At 69.3% G+C, this 18,132-nt stretch carries 9 protein-coding genes; 6 read left to right on the plus strand and 3 right to left on the minus strand.

Going from position 1 to position 18,132, the window contains the following annotated elements:
- The first annotated feature begins 607 nt into the window (after nt 1-607).
- The 5 genes from EL288_RS09600 (at nt 608) to greB (ending at nt 10,496) form a co-directional block, all read left to right on the plus strand.
- The gene (locus EL288_RS09600) at nt 608-5,344 is read left to right on the plus strand and encodes an Ig-like domain-containing protein (RefSeq protein WP_126621912.1); all 4,737 of its coding nucleotides are present in this window, start codon (nt 608-610) and stop codon (nt 5,342-5,344) included.
- 172 nt (nt 5,345-5,516) lie between these two features.
- On the plus strand, nt 5,517-7,991 hold the full coding sequence (locus EL288_RS09605; protein WP_003812412.1) for a DNA internalization-related competence protein ComEC/Rec2: 2,475 nt from the start codon (nt 5,517-5,519) through the stop codon (nt 7,989-7,991).
- A complete protein-coding gene (locus tag EL288_RS09610; RefSeq protein ID WP_126621913.1) occupies nt 7,991-8,959 on the plus strand; it encodes an alpha/beta fold hydrolase in 969 nt (322 codons plus the stop codon). Before EL288_RS09605 ends, EL288_RS09610 begins: the two co-directional genes overlap by 1 nt.
- 69 nt (nt 8,960-9,028) lie before the next feature.
- Nucleotides 9,029-9,874: a 3',5'-nucleoside bisphosphate phosphatase gene (locus EL288_RS09615; RefSeq protein WP_003812407.1), complete on the plus strand. Its 846-nt coding sequence runs from the start codon at nt 9,029-9,031 to the stop codon at nt 9,872-9,874.
- A 67-nt stretch (nt 9,875-9,941) separates the two neighbouring features.
- A complete protein-coding gene (gene greB / locus EL288_RS09620; protein WP_003812405.1) occupies nt 9,942-10,496 on the plus strand; it encodes a transcription elongation factor GreB in 555 nt (184 codons plus the stop codon).
- Between the two features lie 190 nt (nt 10,497-10,686).
- Here greB and EL288_RS09625 read toward each other — a convergent pair whose 3' ends face one another.
- The 3 genes from EL288_RS09625 to EL288_RS09635 form a co-directional block, all read right to left on the minus strand.
- The gene (locus EL288_RS09625; RefSeq protein WP_003812403.1) at nt 10,687-11,715 is read right to left on the minus strand and encodes a DctP family TRAP transporter solute-binding subunit; all 1,029 of its coding nucleotides are present in this window, start codon (nt 11,713-11,715) and stop codon (nt 10,687-10,689) included.
- Between the two features lie 79 nt (nt 11,716-11,794).
- Nucleotides 11,795-13,093 carry a TRAP transporter large permease gene (locus tag EL288_RS09630; protein ID WP_003812401.1) on the minus strand — a complete coding sequence of 433 codons (1,299 nt, stop codon included), beginning with the start codon at nt 13,091-13,093 and terminating at the stop codon, nt 11,795-11,797.
- A complete protein-coding gene (locus EL288_RS09635) occupies nt 13,090-13,671 on the minus strand; it encodes a TRAP transporter small permease (protein ID WP_003812400.1) in 582 nt (193 codons plus the stop codon). Before EL288_RS09635 ends, EL288_RS09630 begins: the two co-directional genes overlap by 4 nt.
- A gap of 312 nt (nt 13,672-13,983) precedes the next feature.
- Between EL288_RS09635 and purL the strand changes: the two genes are divergently transcribed.
- The gene (gene purL / locus EL288_RS09640; protein ID WP_010926457.1) at nt 13,984-18,030 is read left to right on the plus strand and encodes a phosphoribosylformylglycinamidine synthase; all 4,047 of its coding nucleotides are present in this window, start codon (nt 13,984-13,986) and stop codon (nt 18,028-18,030) included.
- Nucleotides 18,031-18,132 lie beyond the last annotated feature (102 nt).

Genomic DNA, 18,132 nt, shown 5'->3' on the forward strand with positions numbered 1-18,132 from the left:
CGCCCCAAGGCAAAAAAGCCCCCTTGGGGGGCAGCAAGCCCGCACAGCGGGCGCAGCGTGGGGGCCTTTTTTTGCCGCCGGGCCGCCCCAAGGCAAAAAAGCCCCCTTGGGGGGCAGCAAGCCCGCACAGCGGGCGCAGCGTGGGGGCCTTTTGCTTGTTCGAGGAATGTGTTGCCGGCATTGCGAGCCGGCACCCGCAATGGGCGGATGTCGTGTTGTCCGGCGACATCCAGGCCGAGGTGTTGCCCAGGGCGCCGCTGCCGGTCCACGGCGCGCCCGCGGCGCGCTATCCCGGCCTGTTCGACGTGCCCGATTGATGTGATCCAGCCACAGTCGCGCCTGCCTTTGCCCTGGTTGTAGGTGAGGTCGTTGTGATTGAGAAATTTCCTACAGATACATGGGTATTTGGCGACTTATTTAGTTCGCGGTAATCGATAAAGTTCCCTCCTGTGTTCGGAGAGATGTAGGCGAAATCCTCGTCAAGTCAGCGACTTCGCCTTTTTCGACCACTCCTTTATCCAAATCGATATATAGCCGCTTCCAGGCAGGCAGGGCGTCGCTTTGCCTGCGATTAGCGGGCAGTGCGCCGAACATTCAGGGAGCTTCCATGAACAAGAACATTTACCGTGTTGTCTGGTCATTGGTCCGCGGGGCCTGGGTGGTCGCCGGCGAATGGGCGCGTGCTGGCCGCAAGTCGAGCAGCCCGCGTCGCCAGAACCGCCAGCGTGCGCGCCGGGGCGTGGCCGCGATGGTGGGCGGCAGCATCCTGGCCCAGGCCTTGCTGCCCTTGTCGGCGCTGGCCCAGGGAGCGCCGACGCTGCGCCCGGCCCGGGTGGCGCAGGAGGAGGCGGGGCAGGATGCGGCATGGACCCGCAAGCTGGCCGCCCAGGCCGAGTCGCTGGCCCGGCGCCAGGCCGAGCGCCAACCCGGCGCCCGGGTCGACGGCGACTATCTCAAGCGTGAAGCGCAGGCCCAGGTCAATGATGTCTTGCGCGATGGCGTGAACCTGGCTCGGGAATCGGGTCTGCCCTTTCTGCGCAATCTGCAAGGCGGGTTGAGCCACGATTTCGAGTCGGGCCGCACGTCGCTGCAACTGAACACGATAGATGAGGTCTACCGCGCCGGACGCAACACGGGCCTGCTGCAGCTGGGGGCGCACAACCAGAACGATCGTCCCACGGCCAATGCGGGCGCGGTGTATCGGCGCGAGGTCAACGATGCGCTGATGGTCGGCGCCAACGGCTTCCTGGATTACGAGTTTGGCAAGCAGCATCTGCGCGGCTCCGTGGGGCTGGAGGTGATCGCGCCGGAGTTCAGCCTGTACGGCAATGTGTATGCGCCGCTGTCCGACTGGAAGGGCGCCAAGCGCAATAATCGTCGCGAGGAAAAGCCCGCCTCGGGCATGGATGTGGGGGTCGGCTACCGTCCGGCGTTCGCGCCCGGGCTGAGTCTGAGCGCGACGCATTTCCGCTGGAATGGCGCCGAAGTGGACTACTTCGACAACGGCCGCACCCAGGCCGGCGCCAAGGGCTTCAAGGTCGGCGTGGAGTATCGCCCCGTGTCGCTGGTCAGCGTGGGACTGGAGCAGACCAAGGTGATCGGCGGCGGACGCGAAACCCGCATGCAGCTGGGCCTGAACATCAATCTCTCGGAACCGCTGTCCAAGCAATTGCGGCGCGACGCTTCGGGCACGCCGGCCTTCTCGCCCGACGCCCGGCGGCACGCCCTGGTCGAGCGCGAGAACCGCATCGTCCTGAACACGCGGCGCAAGGAGATCATTCTGCCGCTGGTCGTGAGCGAGGTCTCGACCCTGCAGGCCGATGGCCGGGTGACGGTGATCGGCGCGACCCAGCCGTTCGCGACGGTGACGGTGCGCATGCCCGACGGCACGACGGGCACCGCCACGGCGGATGCCAGCGGTCGTTTTGCCTATACCTCCGCCGGCGATCAACCGTCCGGCGTCCTGGCGCTGCGCGCCCGTAACGCCGAGGGCGACAGCAGCCGCGAAGTGACTTATCGGTACGTCGACGAGGTGGTGCTGGGCGATCTGCAGGTCGCGGTGATGGCGCTGGTGCCGCTGCCGGCGGATCGCGCGCTGGAGGTACGGGGCAAGACCGAACCGAAGGTCGACGTCAAGGTGTCGTTTCCCAATGGCGAATCGGTGCTCGCCAAGGCGGATGCGAAGGGCCTGTTCACGGTGCGTTCGACGCGCAAAGTGGCGCAGGGGAAAGTGCTGGTTCAGGCGACTCATCCGCAGACGCGCAAGGAAGCGCGTGCCGTCGCGGATTATCTGCCGCCCGCGACGCTCGCGCCGACGATCGATGCCGTGACGGCGCAAGCCGATACCGGCCGCGTGACCGTGACGGGCCAGGCGGAGCCGGGTGCGCAGGTGGACGTCCACTTTCCGGACGGCACCGCCAAGACCGTCGATGCCGGTGCCGACGGCGCCTATGCGGCGACTTCGGATGGCGACATGGTGTCGGGCGACATCCGCGTGCAGGCCGTGGACAAGGCGGGCGGCAAGAGCCCCGAGACTATCCGCGCCTATGTGGACACCGTGGACAAGACTGCGCCGGTCGTTCCCACCATTGCTGATGTGGCCACCGATGCCAAGAGCGGCCATATCACGGTGACGGGTATGACCGAGCCCGGCGCCGAGGTCGTGGTCAGCTTCCCGGACGGCACGCGCAAGACGGTCGTCGCGGGCGACGACGGCGCCTATACCGCGACTTCGGATGGCGACATGGTGGCGGGCGACATCCGCGTGCAGGCCATCGACAAGGCGGGCGGCAAGAGCCCGGAGGCGACGCGCCACTATGACGACGCCGTGGACATTACCCCGCCGGCCGCTCCCACCATTGCCAATGTGGCGACCGATGCGGCCAGTGGTCGCGTCACGGTGGCGGGCGTGGCCGAGCCCGGCGCCAATGTGGCGGTGAATTTCCCGGACGGCACGCGCAAGACCGTCGTCGCTGGCGGCGATGGCGCCTATACGGCGACTTCGGATCGCGACATGGTGTCGGGCGACATCCGCGTGCAGGCTGCCGACAAGGCGGGCAACCAGAGCCCCGAGACCACTCGCGCCTATGCGGATGCCGTGGACAAGACCGCGCCGGAGGTGCCGACCATCGCCAATGTGACCACCGACGCCAAGAGCGGCCGCATCACGGTGACGGGCATGGCCGAGCCTGGCGTCAATGTGGCGGTGGACTTCCCGGACGGCACGCGCAAGAGCGTCGTCGCCGATGGCGCCGGCGCCTATACGGCGACTTCGGATCGCGACATGGTGTCGGGCGACATCCATGCGCAGGCCACCGACAAGGCGGGCAACCAGAGCCCCGAGGCCACGCGCCACTATGGTGACACCACGGACATCACCCCGCCGGCCGCTCCCACCATTGACAATGTGGCGACCGATGCCACGAGCGGTCGCGTTACGGCCGCGGGCGTGGCCGAGCCCGGCGCCAATGTGACGGTGAACTTCCCGGACGGCACGCGCAAGACCGTCGTCGCTGGCGGCGATGGCGCCTATACGGCGACTTCGGATCGCGACATGGTGTCGGGCGACATTCGCGTGCAGGCGACCGACAAGGCGGGCAACCAGAGCCCCGAGGCCACCCGCGCCTATGCGGATGCCGTGGACAGGACCGCGCCGGAGGTACCGACTGTCACCCATGTGGCCACCGATGCCAAGAGCGGCCGCATCACGGTGACGGGCATGGCCGAGCCTGGCGCCAATGTGACGGTGAACTTCCCGGACGGCACGCGCAAGACGGTCGTCGCTGGCGGCGATGGCGCCTATGCCGCGACTTCGGATCGCGACATGGTGTCGGGCGACATCCGTGTGCAGGCCACCGACAAGGCGGGCAACCGGAGCCCCGAAGCCACCCGCGCCTATGCGGACACCGTGGACACCACTCCGCCGGCCGTACCCACGATCACCGATGTGACGACCGATGCCAGCAACGGTCGCATCACGGTGACGGGCGTGGCCGAGTCTGGCGCCAATGTGACGGTCGATTTCCCGGACGGCACGCGCAAGACGGTCGTCGCTGGCGGCGATGGCGCCTATACGGCGACTTCGGATCGCGACATGGTGTCGGGCGACGTCCGCGTGCAGGCCATCGACAAGGGCGGCAACCACAGCCCCGAGGCCACCCGCGCCTATGCGGATGCCGTGGACAAGACCGCGCCGGAGGTGCCGACCATCACCAATGTGACCACCGATGCCGCCAGCGGTCGCATCACGGTGACGGGCATGGCCGAACCCGGCGCCAATGTGGCGGTGAACTTCCCGGACGGCACGCGCAAGACGGTCGTCGCCGACGGCGCCGGCGCCTATGCGGCGGACTCGGATGGCGACATGGTGGCGGGCGACATCCATGTGCAGGCCACCGACAAGGCGGGCAACCGGAGCCCCGAGGGCACCCGCGCCTATGTGGACACCGTGGACAAGACCCCGTCGGCCGCGCCGACGATCGCACGCGTGACGACCGACCGCTCGTCGGGCGTGGTGACGGTGGCGGGCACGGCGGATCCGGACAACGATGTGACGGTCCAGTTCCCGGATGGTGGACGCAAGACCGTCAAGGCGGGCAAGGACGGCAGCTATTCGGTGACGTCCGACAACGACATTTTCTCGGGCATCATTCAGGTGTCCGCCAGGAACCCCGCCGGAAATGCCAGCCCGGAGGTGCGGCAAGACTATCGTGACGAATTCGTGCCGGCCAACGCGATCACGAACATGGAGACCAATTCGAGGAACGGTATCGTTACCGTCTCCGGCAAGACCTCGCCCGATGCGACCGTTGTGGTGAGTTTCCCGGGCGGCGACGAGGCGCGGACGCGGGCGAAGGGGGATGGCACTTTCAGTGTCTCCTCGCCCATGGACGTCCCGCGGGGTGTCGTGTCGCTGAGCACGGAAGTCGATGGTGTCCGGACCGTCGTCGCGACGCGCACCTATGAGGACAAGTTCACGAAGGGAGGGCAGGATTACAACGCGATCCTGCCGTACACGCCGGGGTTCAACGGCGTCTCGACTTCGGACACCTCGGCGGTTCTCCTCTCCGTGCCTCAGTACTTTTACTCGGGCGGCGCGCCCGTGGCCAAGATCATGCCGCCGGACGCGCACGACAGTGAATTTACCAAGCGGGCGGCCGCGGCCATGCGTGTCCAGGTGACGTCGCGCCGTAATTCGTCGGAGTACGACATCAGGGTGAGCTGGCCCGCGGGAACCTTCACCCCGGCGGATGTGGGGCAGCAGGCCGACCTCGTGGTGAAGATCTTTGACGTAGGTACTGGCAAATTCATGTTGGCTCTGGGGGAAGTCCGTTTTCGTCGGTAAGCGTCGCGAGACGGGGGGGCGATGACGGGCGCCTCCCGCTGTCCGGCGAGCAGGCGGGTAGCGCGACGGCGTCATATCCGCCTGGCCGGTCCAGGGGCCTGTGGCGATTACCGATGGATCGCCGCGTTCACCACGCATCCGCGGCGGCCCGGCGCGCGCCTATCGTGTCGCTTTGACGGCGATGGATGCGGCGATGGGGCGGGTGATGGGGGTAGCCTTCGTGGCCGGCACGGCCATGGTACAGGGGCTGGCGACGCTGGACGGCGTCGTGGGGTTCGCCTGCCTGGCGGCGCTGGGCGCGCTGGCGGCATGGCGGGCCGCGCGGCGGGCCGGCCGGCCATGGCGGGTCTGCGGCAAGCTGGCCTTGCCCGCGCTGGCCGCCAGCCTGGGCGTGGCGTCGGCCGCCGGACAGGCGCAGTGGCGGCTGGCAGATGCCGTCGACCCGGCACGCCACAATCGTGTGGCGCGGGTGGAGGCGCGGGTGGCGCAGCTGGCGCAGGGCGACGCCGGGTCGCGGCGCTTCGTGGCGCGGCTGCCGGACGATCGGCCGGCAGGCCTGCCCGCGCGCCTGCTGGTGACATGGCGGGCCCTGCCTGGACAGGCGCTGCCCGAGGTCGTGCCCGGGCAGCGCTGGCGCATGGCGCTGCGCGTGCGCCGCCCGCACGCCAACCAGAATCCGCATGCCCCGGACAGCGAGGCGCGCCTGCTGGCGCGCGGTGTGCGCGGGCTGGCCAGCGTGCGCGGCCGCCCGCTGCTGCTCGACGATGATCCCTGGGCCGACGCCGGCATCGCGATCGAGCGTGCGCGCCATCGCGTGCGCGCCGGCATGCGCCAGGCGCTGGCGGGGTTGCGCTACGCGCCGGTGCTGGTGGCGCTGGCCATCGGCGACCAGGCCGGCGTGGCGCGGGAGGACTGGCAGGTGTTCCAGCGCAGCGGCATCATGCATCTGGTATCGATCAGCGGCATGCATGTCACCGCGGTCGCGGCGCTGGGAGGCTGGCTGGCGGGCTGGCTGTGGCGGCGCGCGCGTTGGCGCGGCGTCCCGCTGGCCGAGCGCGCGCCGGCGCAGCGGGTGGCCGTGCTCGCCGCGCTCGGCCCCGCGCTGGCGTATTGCCTGCTGGCGGGTTGGAGCGTGCCGACGCGGCGCGCTTTTTTCATGCTGGCCGCGGTGGCGGCGGCGGTCGCGCTGCGCTGGCCGGCAACGCCCTCGCGCCTGCTGACGCTGGCTGCCGTCGCGGTGGCCGTGCTCGATCCATGGGCGCCGCTGGCGCCGGGCTTCTGGCTGTCGTTCGGCGCCGTGGCGGTGCTGGTCGGGACAGGGGCGGGCGCGCGGCCGCGCGGCATGCGGGCCCGCCTGCGCGCCGCGCTGCTGGGCTTCGGGCGCACGCAGATGGCGGTGACGCTGGCCTTGACGCCTTTGCTGGCCTTCCTGGTGCGCCAGGTGTCGCTGGGGTCGCCGCTGGCCAATGCTCTGGCGATTCCGGTGGTGAGCCTGGCGGTCACGCCGCTGGCCTTGCTGTGCGGGGCGCTGTCGGCGCTGCCGGGCGGGCAGGGGCCGGCCTGGCTGGCCGGCGCCGCGGGCCACGGGTTGTTCGCGCTGCTGATGGCGCCGGTGGGCTGGATAGGGCGTGCCGAGTGGTCCGGCCTGGACGTGGCGGCGGCGCCCTGGCCCTGGCTGGCCTTGGCGCTGGCCGGGGCGGCATGGGCCCTGCAGGCGCCGGGCTGGCCGGCGCGCCATTGCGGCTGGCTGTGCATGCTGCCGCTGCTGGCGTGGCGCCCCGAGCGGCCGCCGCCCGGCTACTGGACCCTGACCGCGCTGGACGTGGGCCAGGGCGGCGCCGTGGTGCTGGAAACCGCGCGCCATGTGCTGCTGTTCGATACCGGGCCGCGGCACGGCGACGCCTCGGACGCCGGCGAGCGCGTGATTGCCCCGTTCCTGCGGGCGCGCGGCTACCGCCATATCGATACCCTGGTGGTGTCGCATGCCGACCTGGACCATACCGGCGGGTTGCGCAGCGTGCTGGCGGCCTTGCCGGTGGGGCAGGCCTACGCGTCCTTCGATCTGGCGGCGTGGCTGGCGCGCCAGGCGCGGGTGCGGCCGGACGGCTGGCGCGCCGCACCGCGCATGCCGCCGGCGACGCGCGGGTGCGAGGCGGGCGTGCAATGGCGCGTCGACGGCGTCCGCTTGCGCTTCGTGTATCCGCCGCCGCTTGCCGCGTCCTTGCCCTGGCGCAGCAGCAATGCGCGCAGTTGCGTGCTGCTGGTCGAAGGCGTCGGCCACCGCGCCCTGTTGACCGGCGACGTGGGGTTGGTCCAGGAGGCCGCGTTCGCGGCGGCGTTGCCGCCGGTGGACCTGGTGATGGCGCCGCATCACGGTTCGGCCATGTCGTCGGGGTCCTTGCTGGCCGCCGCCACGCGGCCCGCGCACGCCATCGCGCAGGCCGGCTACCTGAACCGTTTCGGGCATCCGGCCGCGTCCGCGATCAATCGCTGGCGGCGGGCCGGCGCCGCCGTGTGGCGGACCGACCTGGACGGCGCGGTGCGGGCCGATTCGACGCCGCGCGGATTGTTCGCCAGCGGGCAGCGCCAGGTCGCGCGGCGCTATTGGCGCGACAGCCGCGCCGGTCCCGATGCGCCGCTGCGATAATGGGGCATCGCCGGCCGTCCGGGCCGCGGCGCGGAGACATCATGCAGGAACCTCGTCTGGATTTCGTTACGTGCGCCAGCCCCACTGGCTTTCATCGCATGGCCTATTGGGAATGGGGCGACCCGCTCAATGATCGCGTGCTGGTCTGCGTGCATGGTCTGACCCGCACCGGCCGCGACTTCGACCATCTGGCGCGGCGGCTGGCCGGCCAGTGGCGGGTGGTGTGCCCCGACGTGGCCGGACGCGGCAAGTCCGACTGGTTGTCCAACCCCGCGCTGTACGCGGTGCCGCAGTATGTATCCGACATGGCGACGCTGATCGCGCGCGTGCGGCCCGCGACGCTGGCCTGGGTGGGCACCTCGATGGGCGGCCTGATCGGCCTGGGCCTGGCCGGCGCGGCCACCATGATGCGCCTGGCGCGCGCCATGCGCCCGCGCCCGGACGGCCTGCCGGCGCAGGCCGACGACCTGCGCCCGCACAGGCTGGTGCTCAACGACGTGGGGCCGCGCCTGAACGTCGAGGCCTTGCAGCGCATTGCCGGCAATGTGGCGGCGCAGGACAGCTATCCGACCTTCGAAGCGGCCGTAGCGGCCATGCGGCAGATCAGCACCACGTTCGGGCCGCATACCGATGCGCAATGGGACGAGCTGGCGCGCCATATCTATGTGCGGCAGGGCGGCGGCTGGGTCAGGCACTTCGACCCCGCGCTGGCCGTGCCGCTGGGCGCGCAAGTGGCGCAGGCCTTCGAGGCGGGCGAGCGCATTCTCTGGCAAGCGTACGACAGCCTGGATTGCCCGGTGCTGATCGTGCGCGGCCAGGACTCGGACCTGCTGTCGGCGGCGACGGCGGCCGAAATGCTGGGGCGCAATCCGCGCGCGCGCCTGCACGAGGTGCCCGGCGTGGGGCATGCGCCCACGCTCATGACGCCCGAGCAGATCGAACCGATTGCCCGGTTCCTGCAGGACTAGCGGCCCGGGGGACGGAGCGCGGCGAAGCCGCGCTACCCGAGGCCTTGCAGGACCTCTACAATAGGTCGTATGAACATTGCCGCGCCCAACGTCGATCTGCATTGCCACTCCACCGTGTCCGACGGCAGCATGCCGCCGGCCGCGGTGGCGCGGCGCGCGCACGCCAATGGCGTGGACGTCTGGGCGCTGACCGATCACGACGAGATCGGCGGCGTGGCCGAGGCCGCGCAGGCCGCCGCCGGATTGGGCATGCGTTTCGTCGCCGGCGTCGAGATTTCGGTGACCTGGGCGGGCCTGACGGTGCACATCGTGGGCTTGCGGGTGGATCCGGCCAACGAGGCGCTGGTGCAAGGCTTGCGCGATACGCGCGCCGGTCGCGCCGCGCGCGCGGTGCAGATCGGCGAGCGGCTGGCGGGGCTGGGCATGCCGGGCGCCTACGAGGGCGCGCTGCCGTTCGCCGGCAACCCCGAACTGATCAGCCGCACGCACTTCGCGCGCTTCCTGGTCGAGGCCGGCTATTGCCCCGATGTGCAGACGGTGTTCAACAAATACCTGGGCGACGATTGCCCGGGCCATGTGCCGATGCAATGGGCCAGCCTGGCCGAGGCCGTGGGCTGGATCCGCGGCGCGGGCGGTTGCGCCGTCATCGCGCATCCGGGACGCTACAAGTACAGCCCCATGCAGTTCGACGCGTTGTACGACGAGTTCCTGCAACTGGGCGGCACGGGTATCGAGGTCGTGACCGGCAGCCATACTTCCGAAGAGGCGCGCCGGTATGCCGAGGTGGCGCGCCGCCACGGTTTCCTGGCCTCGCGCGGCTCGGACTTCCACAGTCCCACCGAAAGCAGGGTGGACCTGGGGCGCTTGCCGCCGCTGCCGCCCGATCTCAAGCCGGTCTGGCACGACTGGTTCTGAACCGCGCCTTTCGCGCCGGGCCGTTGGCGCCCCGGCTGCCCTTGAATCCCTATGCAGCAGGCAAGGCATGAACAAAGCATTTGTCAAAGAATCCGACCGCGACGACGAGGACGACCTGCCCGAGGCGCAGGCGCTGCCGGCCGGCACGCGCAACTACATGACGCCGCAAGGCTACGCGCGCTTGCGCGATGAGCTGTCGCACCTGATGAACGTCGAGCGTCCTTCGGTCGTGCAGGTGGTGTCGTGGGCCGCGTCCAACGGCGACCGCTCCGAGAATGGCGATTACCTGTACGGCAAGAAGCGCCTGCGCGAAATCGACCGGCGCATGCGCTTCCTGACCAAGCGCCTGGATATCGCCGAAGTGGTGGATCCTGCCGCGCAGCCCAACCGCGATCAGGTCTTCTTCGGCGCCACCGTGCTCTACATGGACCGCGCCGGGGAAGAGCGCACCGTGACCATCGTGGGCGTGGACGAGGCCGAGCCGCTGGCCGGCAAGATCAGCTGGATCTCGCCCGTGGCGCGCGCGCTGACCAAGGCGCACGAAGGCGATACCGTGACCCTGCGCACGCCGGGCGGTGTCGAAGAACTGGAGATCCTGGAGGTGCGCTACCCGGACGCGTAGCGGGCGGAGGGTGAGTTCCCATGGAGACGGATGCCGTCTTGGCAGGCTAGCGTTCGTGGCGTATGGCGGGGTGCCTGTCCCGGCGGAAAAGAAACGGACGCCAGCTTTTGGCCGGCGTCCGTTGGGTTGGAGGGTTGTGCGCCCCTGCCTTGCGTGGCGGCTTGCGCCGCCGTTCCCCTTGGGCTGCTGCTTATTTCTTGCGGGCCGCGATCGATTTCTCGGCCAGGTCGACCAGCTCCGCGCCGATCTGCTTCTTCCATTTTTCATAGACCGGCTTGGTGGCCGCCACGAATTCGGCGTGCTGGCCGGCGTCCAGGCTGCTGACGGTGACGCCGTGGCCGGCGATTTCCTTCAGCAGCGACGGGTCTTCGGGCGTGACCCCCTTGCGGGCGATGACGATCTGCTGCTTGCCGGCGTCCAGCGCGGCCTGGCGGACGATGTCGCGGTCCTTCTCGGACCAGGAGTTCCATACCTCGCGGTTGACCACGAAGATCAGCGGGTCGGCGACGTAGTTCCACAGGGTGAGGTACTTCTGGCCCACCGTGTACAGCTTGGAGCCGGTGTAGATAGACAGCGGGTTCTCCTGGCCGTCCACCGCGCCGCTGGCCAGCGCCGGCTGGGCGTCGGCCCAGCTCATCTGCGTGGGGTTGGCGCCCAGCGCCGTGAAGGTGTCGATGTACAGCGGCGAGCCCACGACGCGCAGCTTCAGGCCCTTCATGTCGGCCGGCGTCTTGATCTCATGCTTGGAGTTGCTGAGCTGGCGATAGCCGTTCTCGCCCCAGGCCAGCGGCACCACGCCGGCCTTGTCGATCAGCTTGAAGACTTCCTTGCCGACCTCGCCCTGCACCAGCGCGTCGATGGCGGCATAGTCGGGCATCAGGAAGGGCAGCGAGAACAGGTTGAGCTGCTTGACCTGCGGCGACCAGTTGATGGTCGAACCCACGGCCATGTCGATCACGCCCTGGCGGATGGCGGTGAATTCACGGGTCTGGTCGCCCTGCACCAGCGAGGTGCCCGGATAGACCTTGATGTTGATGCGGCCCTCGGTGCGTTCGCGCACCAGGTCGGACCAGATCACGGCGCCCTGGCCCCACGGGAAGGTGGTGCCCACCACGATGGACAGCTTGTATTCGGACTTGTAGTTCTGGGCCTGGGCCGGCGCCACGCCCAGCGCGAAAGCGGCGCAAAGGGCGGCGCCCACGATGTTGCGGAATTTCATCGGTTGTCTCCTCGTGTCGTGCTCGGTTGCTCGAAAATGGCGGGCGAGCCTTCGGCTTCTGCCCTTTCCCCCGTATTCATCAATATCCCAGCCGGTGCGGCAGCCACAGCGCCAGTTGCGGAAAAATCAGCACGGCCACCAGCACCAGGAACATGCCGCCCAGCAGCCAGACCACCCAGCCCACGGTGGACTCCATCGGCACGCGCGCGATGCGGCAGGAAACCATCAGGTTGACCGCCAGGGGCGGCGTGAACTGGCCCAGCGCCACCTTCAGCGTCAGGATGACGCCGAACCAGACCGGATCCCAGCCATAGGCATTGGCGATCGGCATGAGCAGCGGGACGAAAATCAGGAAGATGGAGATGCCGTCGAGGAACATGCCCACGGTCATCAGCAGCACGATGAGCAGCGCCAGCACGCCCCATTCGCCCAGCCCGGAATTGACGATGGCGTGCGTGATGGGGTCGATCACGCTGAGCGTGGACAGGGCCCAGGCGAAGATGCCGGCCAGCGTCACCACCAGCATGATGACGGCCGACAGTTCGGCGGCCTCGCGCAGGATCACGAACAGGTCGCGTACCTTGATGGTGCGATGGATGCACATGCCCACGAACAGCCCGTAGAACACGGCCACGACCGCGGCTTCGGTGGGGGTGAACCAGCCCATCCGCATGCCGCCCAGGATCAGCACCGGCGCGGCCAGGCCCCAGGACGCCTCGCGCAGGCTGGCCCACAGCGGCGGACGCGGCAGGTGCGCTTCGCGTGCGCCCATGCCATGGCGGCGCGCCAGCCAGACCGCAGGAATGATGAGCGCGAAGCCGGCCAGGATGCCCGGCACCATGCCCGCGGCGAACAGCGCCGGCACCGAGGCGCCCGGCACCAGCACCGAATAGATGATGAAGGCCACCGAAGGCGGGATCAGGATATCGGTGGCGGCGCCGGCGGCGACCACGGCGGCCGAGTAGGGCGCCGGATAGCCGGCGCGCGACATGGCGGCGATCATCACCGCGCCCACGGCCGCCGCGCATGCCGGACCCGAGCCGGAAATCCCGCCCAGGAACATCGCCACGGCGATCGATACCAGCGGCAGCATGCCCGGGCCGCGGCCCACCAGCGCCACGGCGAAGTCGACCAGCCGCCTGGCCACGCCCGAGCGGTCGAAGATCGAGCCCACCAGCACGAACATGGGAATCGCCAGCAGCGGGTACTTGGCCAGGCCGGCGTAGAAATTCTGCGGCACGGCCAGCAGGCCGAACCAGGACACATCGAGGTTGGACAGCACGATGGCGACCGTGCCGCCCAGGCCCAGCGCCACGCCGACCGGCACGCCGATCAGCATCAGGGTAATGAATACGGCGAACAGCAGCGCCGCGATCATGTCTCGGCCTTGTGCCGGGCGATCAGCCGGCGCGCGGCGCCGGCCACGCGCAGCGTGATGACCGCCGCCAGCAGCGGCATCCACACCGAGTACCACCAGGTCGGCACGCCGATGGCGGGCGAGGTTTCCTCGTAGCGGAACTCGTCGTACACCAGCCGGGCCGACAGCACGGTGAGCAGCGCGAAGAAGAACACGACCAGGCTGTGGGCGGTCAGCGCCATCAGGTACTGGCGCCGCGGCGAGCCGTTGTCGGCCAGGATCTCGATGCGGATATGGTGGTTGCGCACGAACGCCATGGACGCGCCGACCATGGTCAGCACGATCAGCAGGAAGACGGAGATCTCCTCGGTCCAGGCGAAGGACTGGTCGGTCAGGTAGCGCACCAGCACGTTCAGGAAGGTGATGATGGCCAGCGCGGCCAGCAGGATGACGGCGAGCCAGTCTTCCAGCGCCAGCGGGACCTTGACGGCGGGATCGGCTTCCGGGGGGATGATGGGTTCGACGGGCTCGTCAGATGCGTCGGGGCGGTGCATTGGCAACAGCGTGGAGCAAAGCGCAGGCAATATGAGAGGCTGCATCCTACCGTCGGCTCGCCATGGCGTTAGTTCGTGTTTTCCCGCGGTGCGGGGCGTTTGCAACATGCTGCATAGCAGCATGCAAACCGGGCCAGCCTGTTTTCGAAGACTTTCATCCGGGTTTCAACCTCGGCGAGCCGTCTATATTGCAATGCACAAAATCGGGTGGCCGTGGATGGAATTATTTTGTAACTCCGGCGCGACAGGACGGCACGGCGCGGTTTTGCGGCGGGTTATGGGGTTACCACGGGTAAACCCCGGCAAAAAGGTAAAATCATGTTTTGATTCCTCCTTTTTCCTAACGGCGCCCGCATCGTGTCCCTTGTCCAGCATCTGCCCGGTTCCTCCGTCCTTTCCGCTTTCCGTCGCGAGCGCCTGCTGGCGCAACTGAAGAAGGCCGGCCTGCCGGTTGCCGATATCTCCGCGCGCTACGAGCATTTCATCCATACCGACAGCGCCTTGCCGGCCGAGCAGCAGGCGCGTCTGGCGCAACTGCTGGACTACGGCACGCCGGCCGCCGAGGCGCCGGCCAAGAGCCTGGAGCTGCTGGTGATTCCGCGCCTGGGGACGATGTCGCCGTGGGCCAGCAAGGCGACCGATATCGCGCACAACTGCGGCCTGGACGCCGTGCGCCGCATCGAGCGCGGCGTGCGCTACGCGCTGACGCCCGAGCGCGGCCTGCTGGGCGCCAAGTCGTTCGACGCCGGCATGCTGGCCCGCGCGGCGGCCTGCCTGCACGACCGCATGACCGAGACCGTGGTCGACGGCACCTTCGACGGCCAGGCGCTGTTCGAGACGCTGGCCGGCAAGCCGATGCGCACCGTGGCGGTGCAGGCCGAGGGCCGCGCCGCGCTGGAGCAGGCCAACGTGGCGCTGGGGCTGGCGCTGTCCGAAGACGAAATCGATTACCTGGCGCAGTCGTTCGGCGACCTGGGGCGCGATCCGACCGACGTCGAGCTGATGATGTTCGCGCAGGCCAACAGCGAGCACTGCCGCCACAAGATCTTCAACGCGCAGTGGGTCATCGACGGGCAGGCGCAGTCCAACACCCTGTTCGGCATGATCCGCGCCACCCACAAGGCCCAGCCGGCCGGCACCGTGGTGGCCTACTCGGACAACGCCGCCATCATGGAAGGCGGCCCGGCGCAGCGTTTCCAGGCCGGCGTGCCGGGCGTCGCGGGCGAGGGCGCGCAGGCCGCGCGCTACGTGCGCCGCGACACCACCGTGCACACCCTGATGAAGGTCGAGACGCACAACCACCCGACCGCGATCGCGCCGTTTCCGGGCGCGGCCACCGGCGCCGGCGGCGAGATCCGCGACGAGGGCGCCACGGGCCGCGGCTCCAAGCCCAAGGCCGGCCTGACCGGCTTCACCGTTTCGCACCTGCGCTTCGACGATGCGCTGCAACCGTGGGAGAACGACCACCACGGCCTGCCCGAGCGCATCGCCTCGCCGCTGTCCATCATGATCGATGGCCCGATCGGCGGCGCCGCCTTCAACAACGAGTTCGGCCGGCCCAACCTGCTGGGCTATTTCCGCGCCTTCGAACAGACCGCGGGCGGCACGCGCTGGGGTTACCACAAGCCCATCATGATTGCCGGCGGCCTGGGCAGCATCGACGCCGGCCTCACGCACAAGGAAGTGATTCCGCCGGGCGCGCTGCTGATCCAGCTGGGCGGCCCGGGGCTGCGCATCGGCATGGGCGGCGGCGCCGCCTCCAGCATCAGCATGGGCAGCAATTCGGCCGAACTGGACTTCGATTCGGTGCAGCGCGGCAACCCCGAGCTGGAGCGCCGCGCGCAGGAGGTCATCGACCGCTGCTGGCAGCAGGGCGAGCACAACCCCATCGTCGCGATCCACGACGTGGGCGCGGGCGGCCTGTCCAACGCGTTTCCCGAACTGGTCAATGACGCCGGCCGCGGCGCGATCTTCGACCTCAGGCGCGTGCCGCTGGAAGAGTCGGGCATGTCGCCGGCCGAGATCTGGAGCAACGAGTCGCAAGAGCGCTACGTGCTGTCGATCCTGCCGCAGGACCTGGAGCGCTTCGACGCCATCGCGCGGCGCGAGCGCTGCCCGTACGCGGTGGTCGGCGTGGCGACCGAAGAGCGCCAGCTGCGCGTGGTCGACGGCGAGGGCCTGCCCGGGCTGGACACGATCCGCGCGCAGGGCGAGAACGAAGTGCGTCCGGTGGACGTGCCCATCGACGTGATCCTGGGCAAGCCGCCGCGCATGACGCGCGACGTGCAGCGCCTGCCCGGCGTGAGCGAGCCGCTCGACCTGGCCGGCCTGGATCTCACCGAGGCGGCCTATCGCGTGCTGCGCCACCCGACGGTGGCGAACAAGTCGTTCCTGATCACCATTGGCGACCGCACCGTGGGCGGGCTGTCCAGCCGCGACCAGATGGTCGGCCCGTGGCAGGTGCCGGTGGCCGATTGCGCCGTGACGCTGGCCGATTTCGAAGGCACGCGCGGCGAAGCCATGTCCATGGGCGAGCGCACGCCGCTGGCGATGCTGGACGCGCCCGCTTCCGGCCGCATGGCGGTGGCCGAGGCGCTGACCAACCTGGCGGCCGCCGACGTGGCGCGCCTCGAAGACATCAAGCTGTCGGCCAACTGGATGGCCGCCTGCGGCGTGCCCGGCCAGGATGCCGCGCTGTACGACACCGTGTCGGCGGTCAGCGAACTGTGCCAGTCGGTGGGACTGTCGATTCCGGTGGGCAAGGATTCGCTGTCGATGAAGACGTCCTGGGACGAGGCGGGCGAGCAGCGCCAGGTGGTGGCGCCGGTCTCGCTCATCGTGACGGCGTTCGCGCCGGTGGGCGACGTGCGCGCCAGCCTGACCCCGCAGCTGCGCACCGATGCCGGCGATACGGTGCTGATCCTGATCGACCTGGGTCGCGGCCGGCACCGCATGGCCGGCTCCATCCTGGCGCAGGCCTACAACCAGGTCGGCGAGACGGTGCCCGATATCGACGCGCCGCAGGACCTGCGCGCCTTCTTCGTGACGATCCGCACGCTGGCCGAGGCCGGCACCATCCTGGCCTACCACGACCGTTCGGACGGCGGCCTGTTCGCCACGCTGGCCGAAATGGCGTTCGCCGGGCGCACCGGCGTGTCGGTCAACCTGGACATGCTCACCTTCGATCCGCAGTCGGCCGACTGGGGCGATTACAAGATCCGTCCCGAACAGGTGGCGGTGCAGCGCGAAGAGCTCACCCTCAAGGCGTTGTTCTCGGAAGAGGCGGGCGCGGTCATCCAGGTGCCGGCCTCGCAGCGCGACGCGGTGATGCAAGTGCTGCGCGGCGCCGGCCTGTCCGCGCATTCGCATGTCATCGGCGGCCTGAACGGGGCCGACGAGGTCGAGTTCTACCGCGATGGCCGCAAGGTCTGGAGCCAGCCGCGCGCCGACCTGGGCCGCGCCTGGAGCGAGGTCAGCTACCGCATCATGGCGCGGCGCGACAACCCGGCCTGCGCGCAGGCCGAGCTGGACATCTGGAACGACGCCAAGGACCCGGGCCTGGCGCCGCGCGTGGCGTTCGATCCGCAGGAAGACGTGGCGGCTCCGTTCATCGCCACCGGCAAGCGGCCGCGCGTGGCGATTCTGCGCGAGCAGGGTTGCAACAGCCAGGTCGAGATGGGCTGGGCCTTCGACACCGCCGGCTTCGAGGCCATCGACGTGCACATGACCGACCTCCTGTCGGGCCGCATCGACCTGGCCGGCATGCAGGGGCTGGTGGCCGTGGGCGGCTTCAGCTACGGCGACGTGCTGGGCGCCGGCGAAGGCTGGGCCCGCACCATCCGCTACAACGACAAGCTGTCGGATCAGTTCGCGGCCTACTTCGCCCGCCCCGATACCTTTGCGCTGGGCGTGTGCAACGGCTGCCAGATGATGGCGGCGCTGGCGCCCATGATCCCCGGCGCCGAGCACTGGCCGCGCTTTACCCGCAACCAGTCCGAGAAGTACGAGGCGCGTCTGTCGCTGGTGGAAGTCACGGCTTCGCCGTCGATCTTCTTCGCAGGCATGGAGGGCGCGCGTATCCCGGTGGCCGTGGCGCACGGCGAGGGCTACGCCGACTTCACCCAGCAGGGCGACGCGGGGCGCGCGTTGATGGCGGCCCGCTATATCGACAACCACGGCGCGGCCACCGAAACCTATCCGTTCAACCCCAATGGCAGCCCCGGCGGCCTGACCGCGGTGACGACGGCCGACGGCCGCTTCACGGTCATGATGCCGCACCCCGAACGCGTGACCCGCAACGTCATGATGTCGTGGGCGCCGGCGCAGTGGGGCGAGCGCGATGCCGGCGGCGCGTTCAGCCCCTGGATGCGTATCTTCCGCAACGCGCGCGCCTGGCTGAAATAAACCCTTCGCTTCGCTCCATTCGAACGGCCTTTCGCGAGAAAGGCCGTTTTTTATTGTCCGGTGCTGTCGGGTTTGAATGCATTTTGGAAGTATTGATTGGGG

Source organism: Bordetella bronchiseptica (assembly GCF_900636925.1).
GTDB classification, from domain to species: domain Bacteria; phylum Pseudomonadota; class Gammaproteobacteria; order Burkholderiales; family Burkholderiaceae_B; genus Bordetella; species Bordetella pertussis.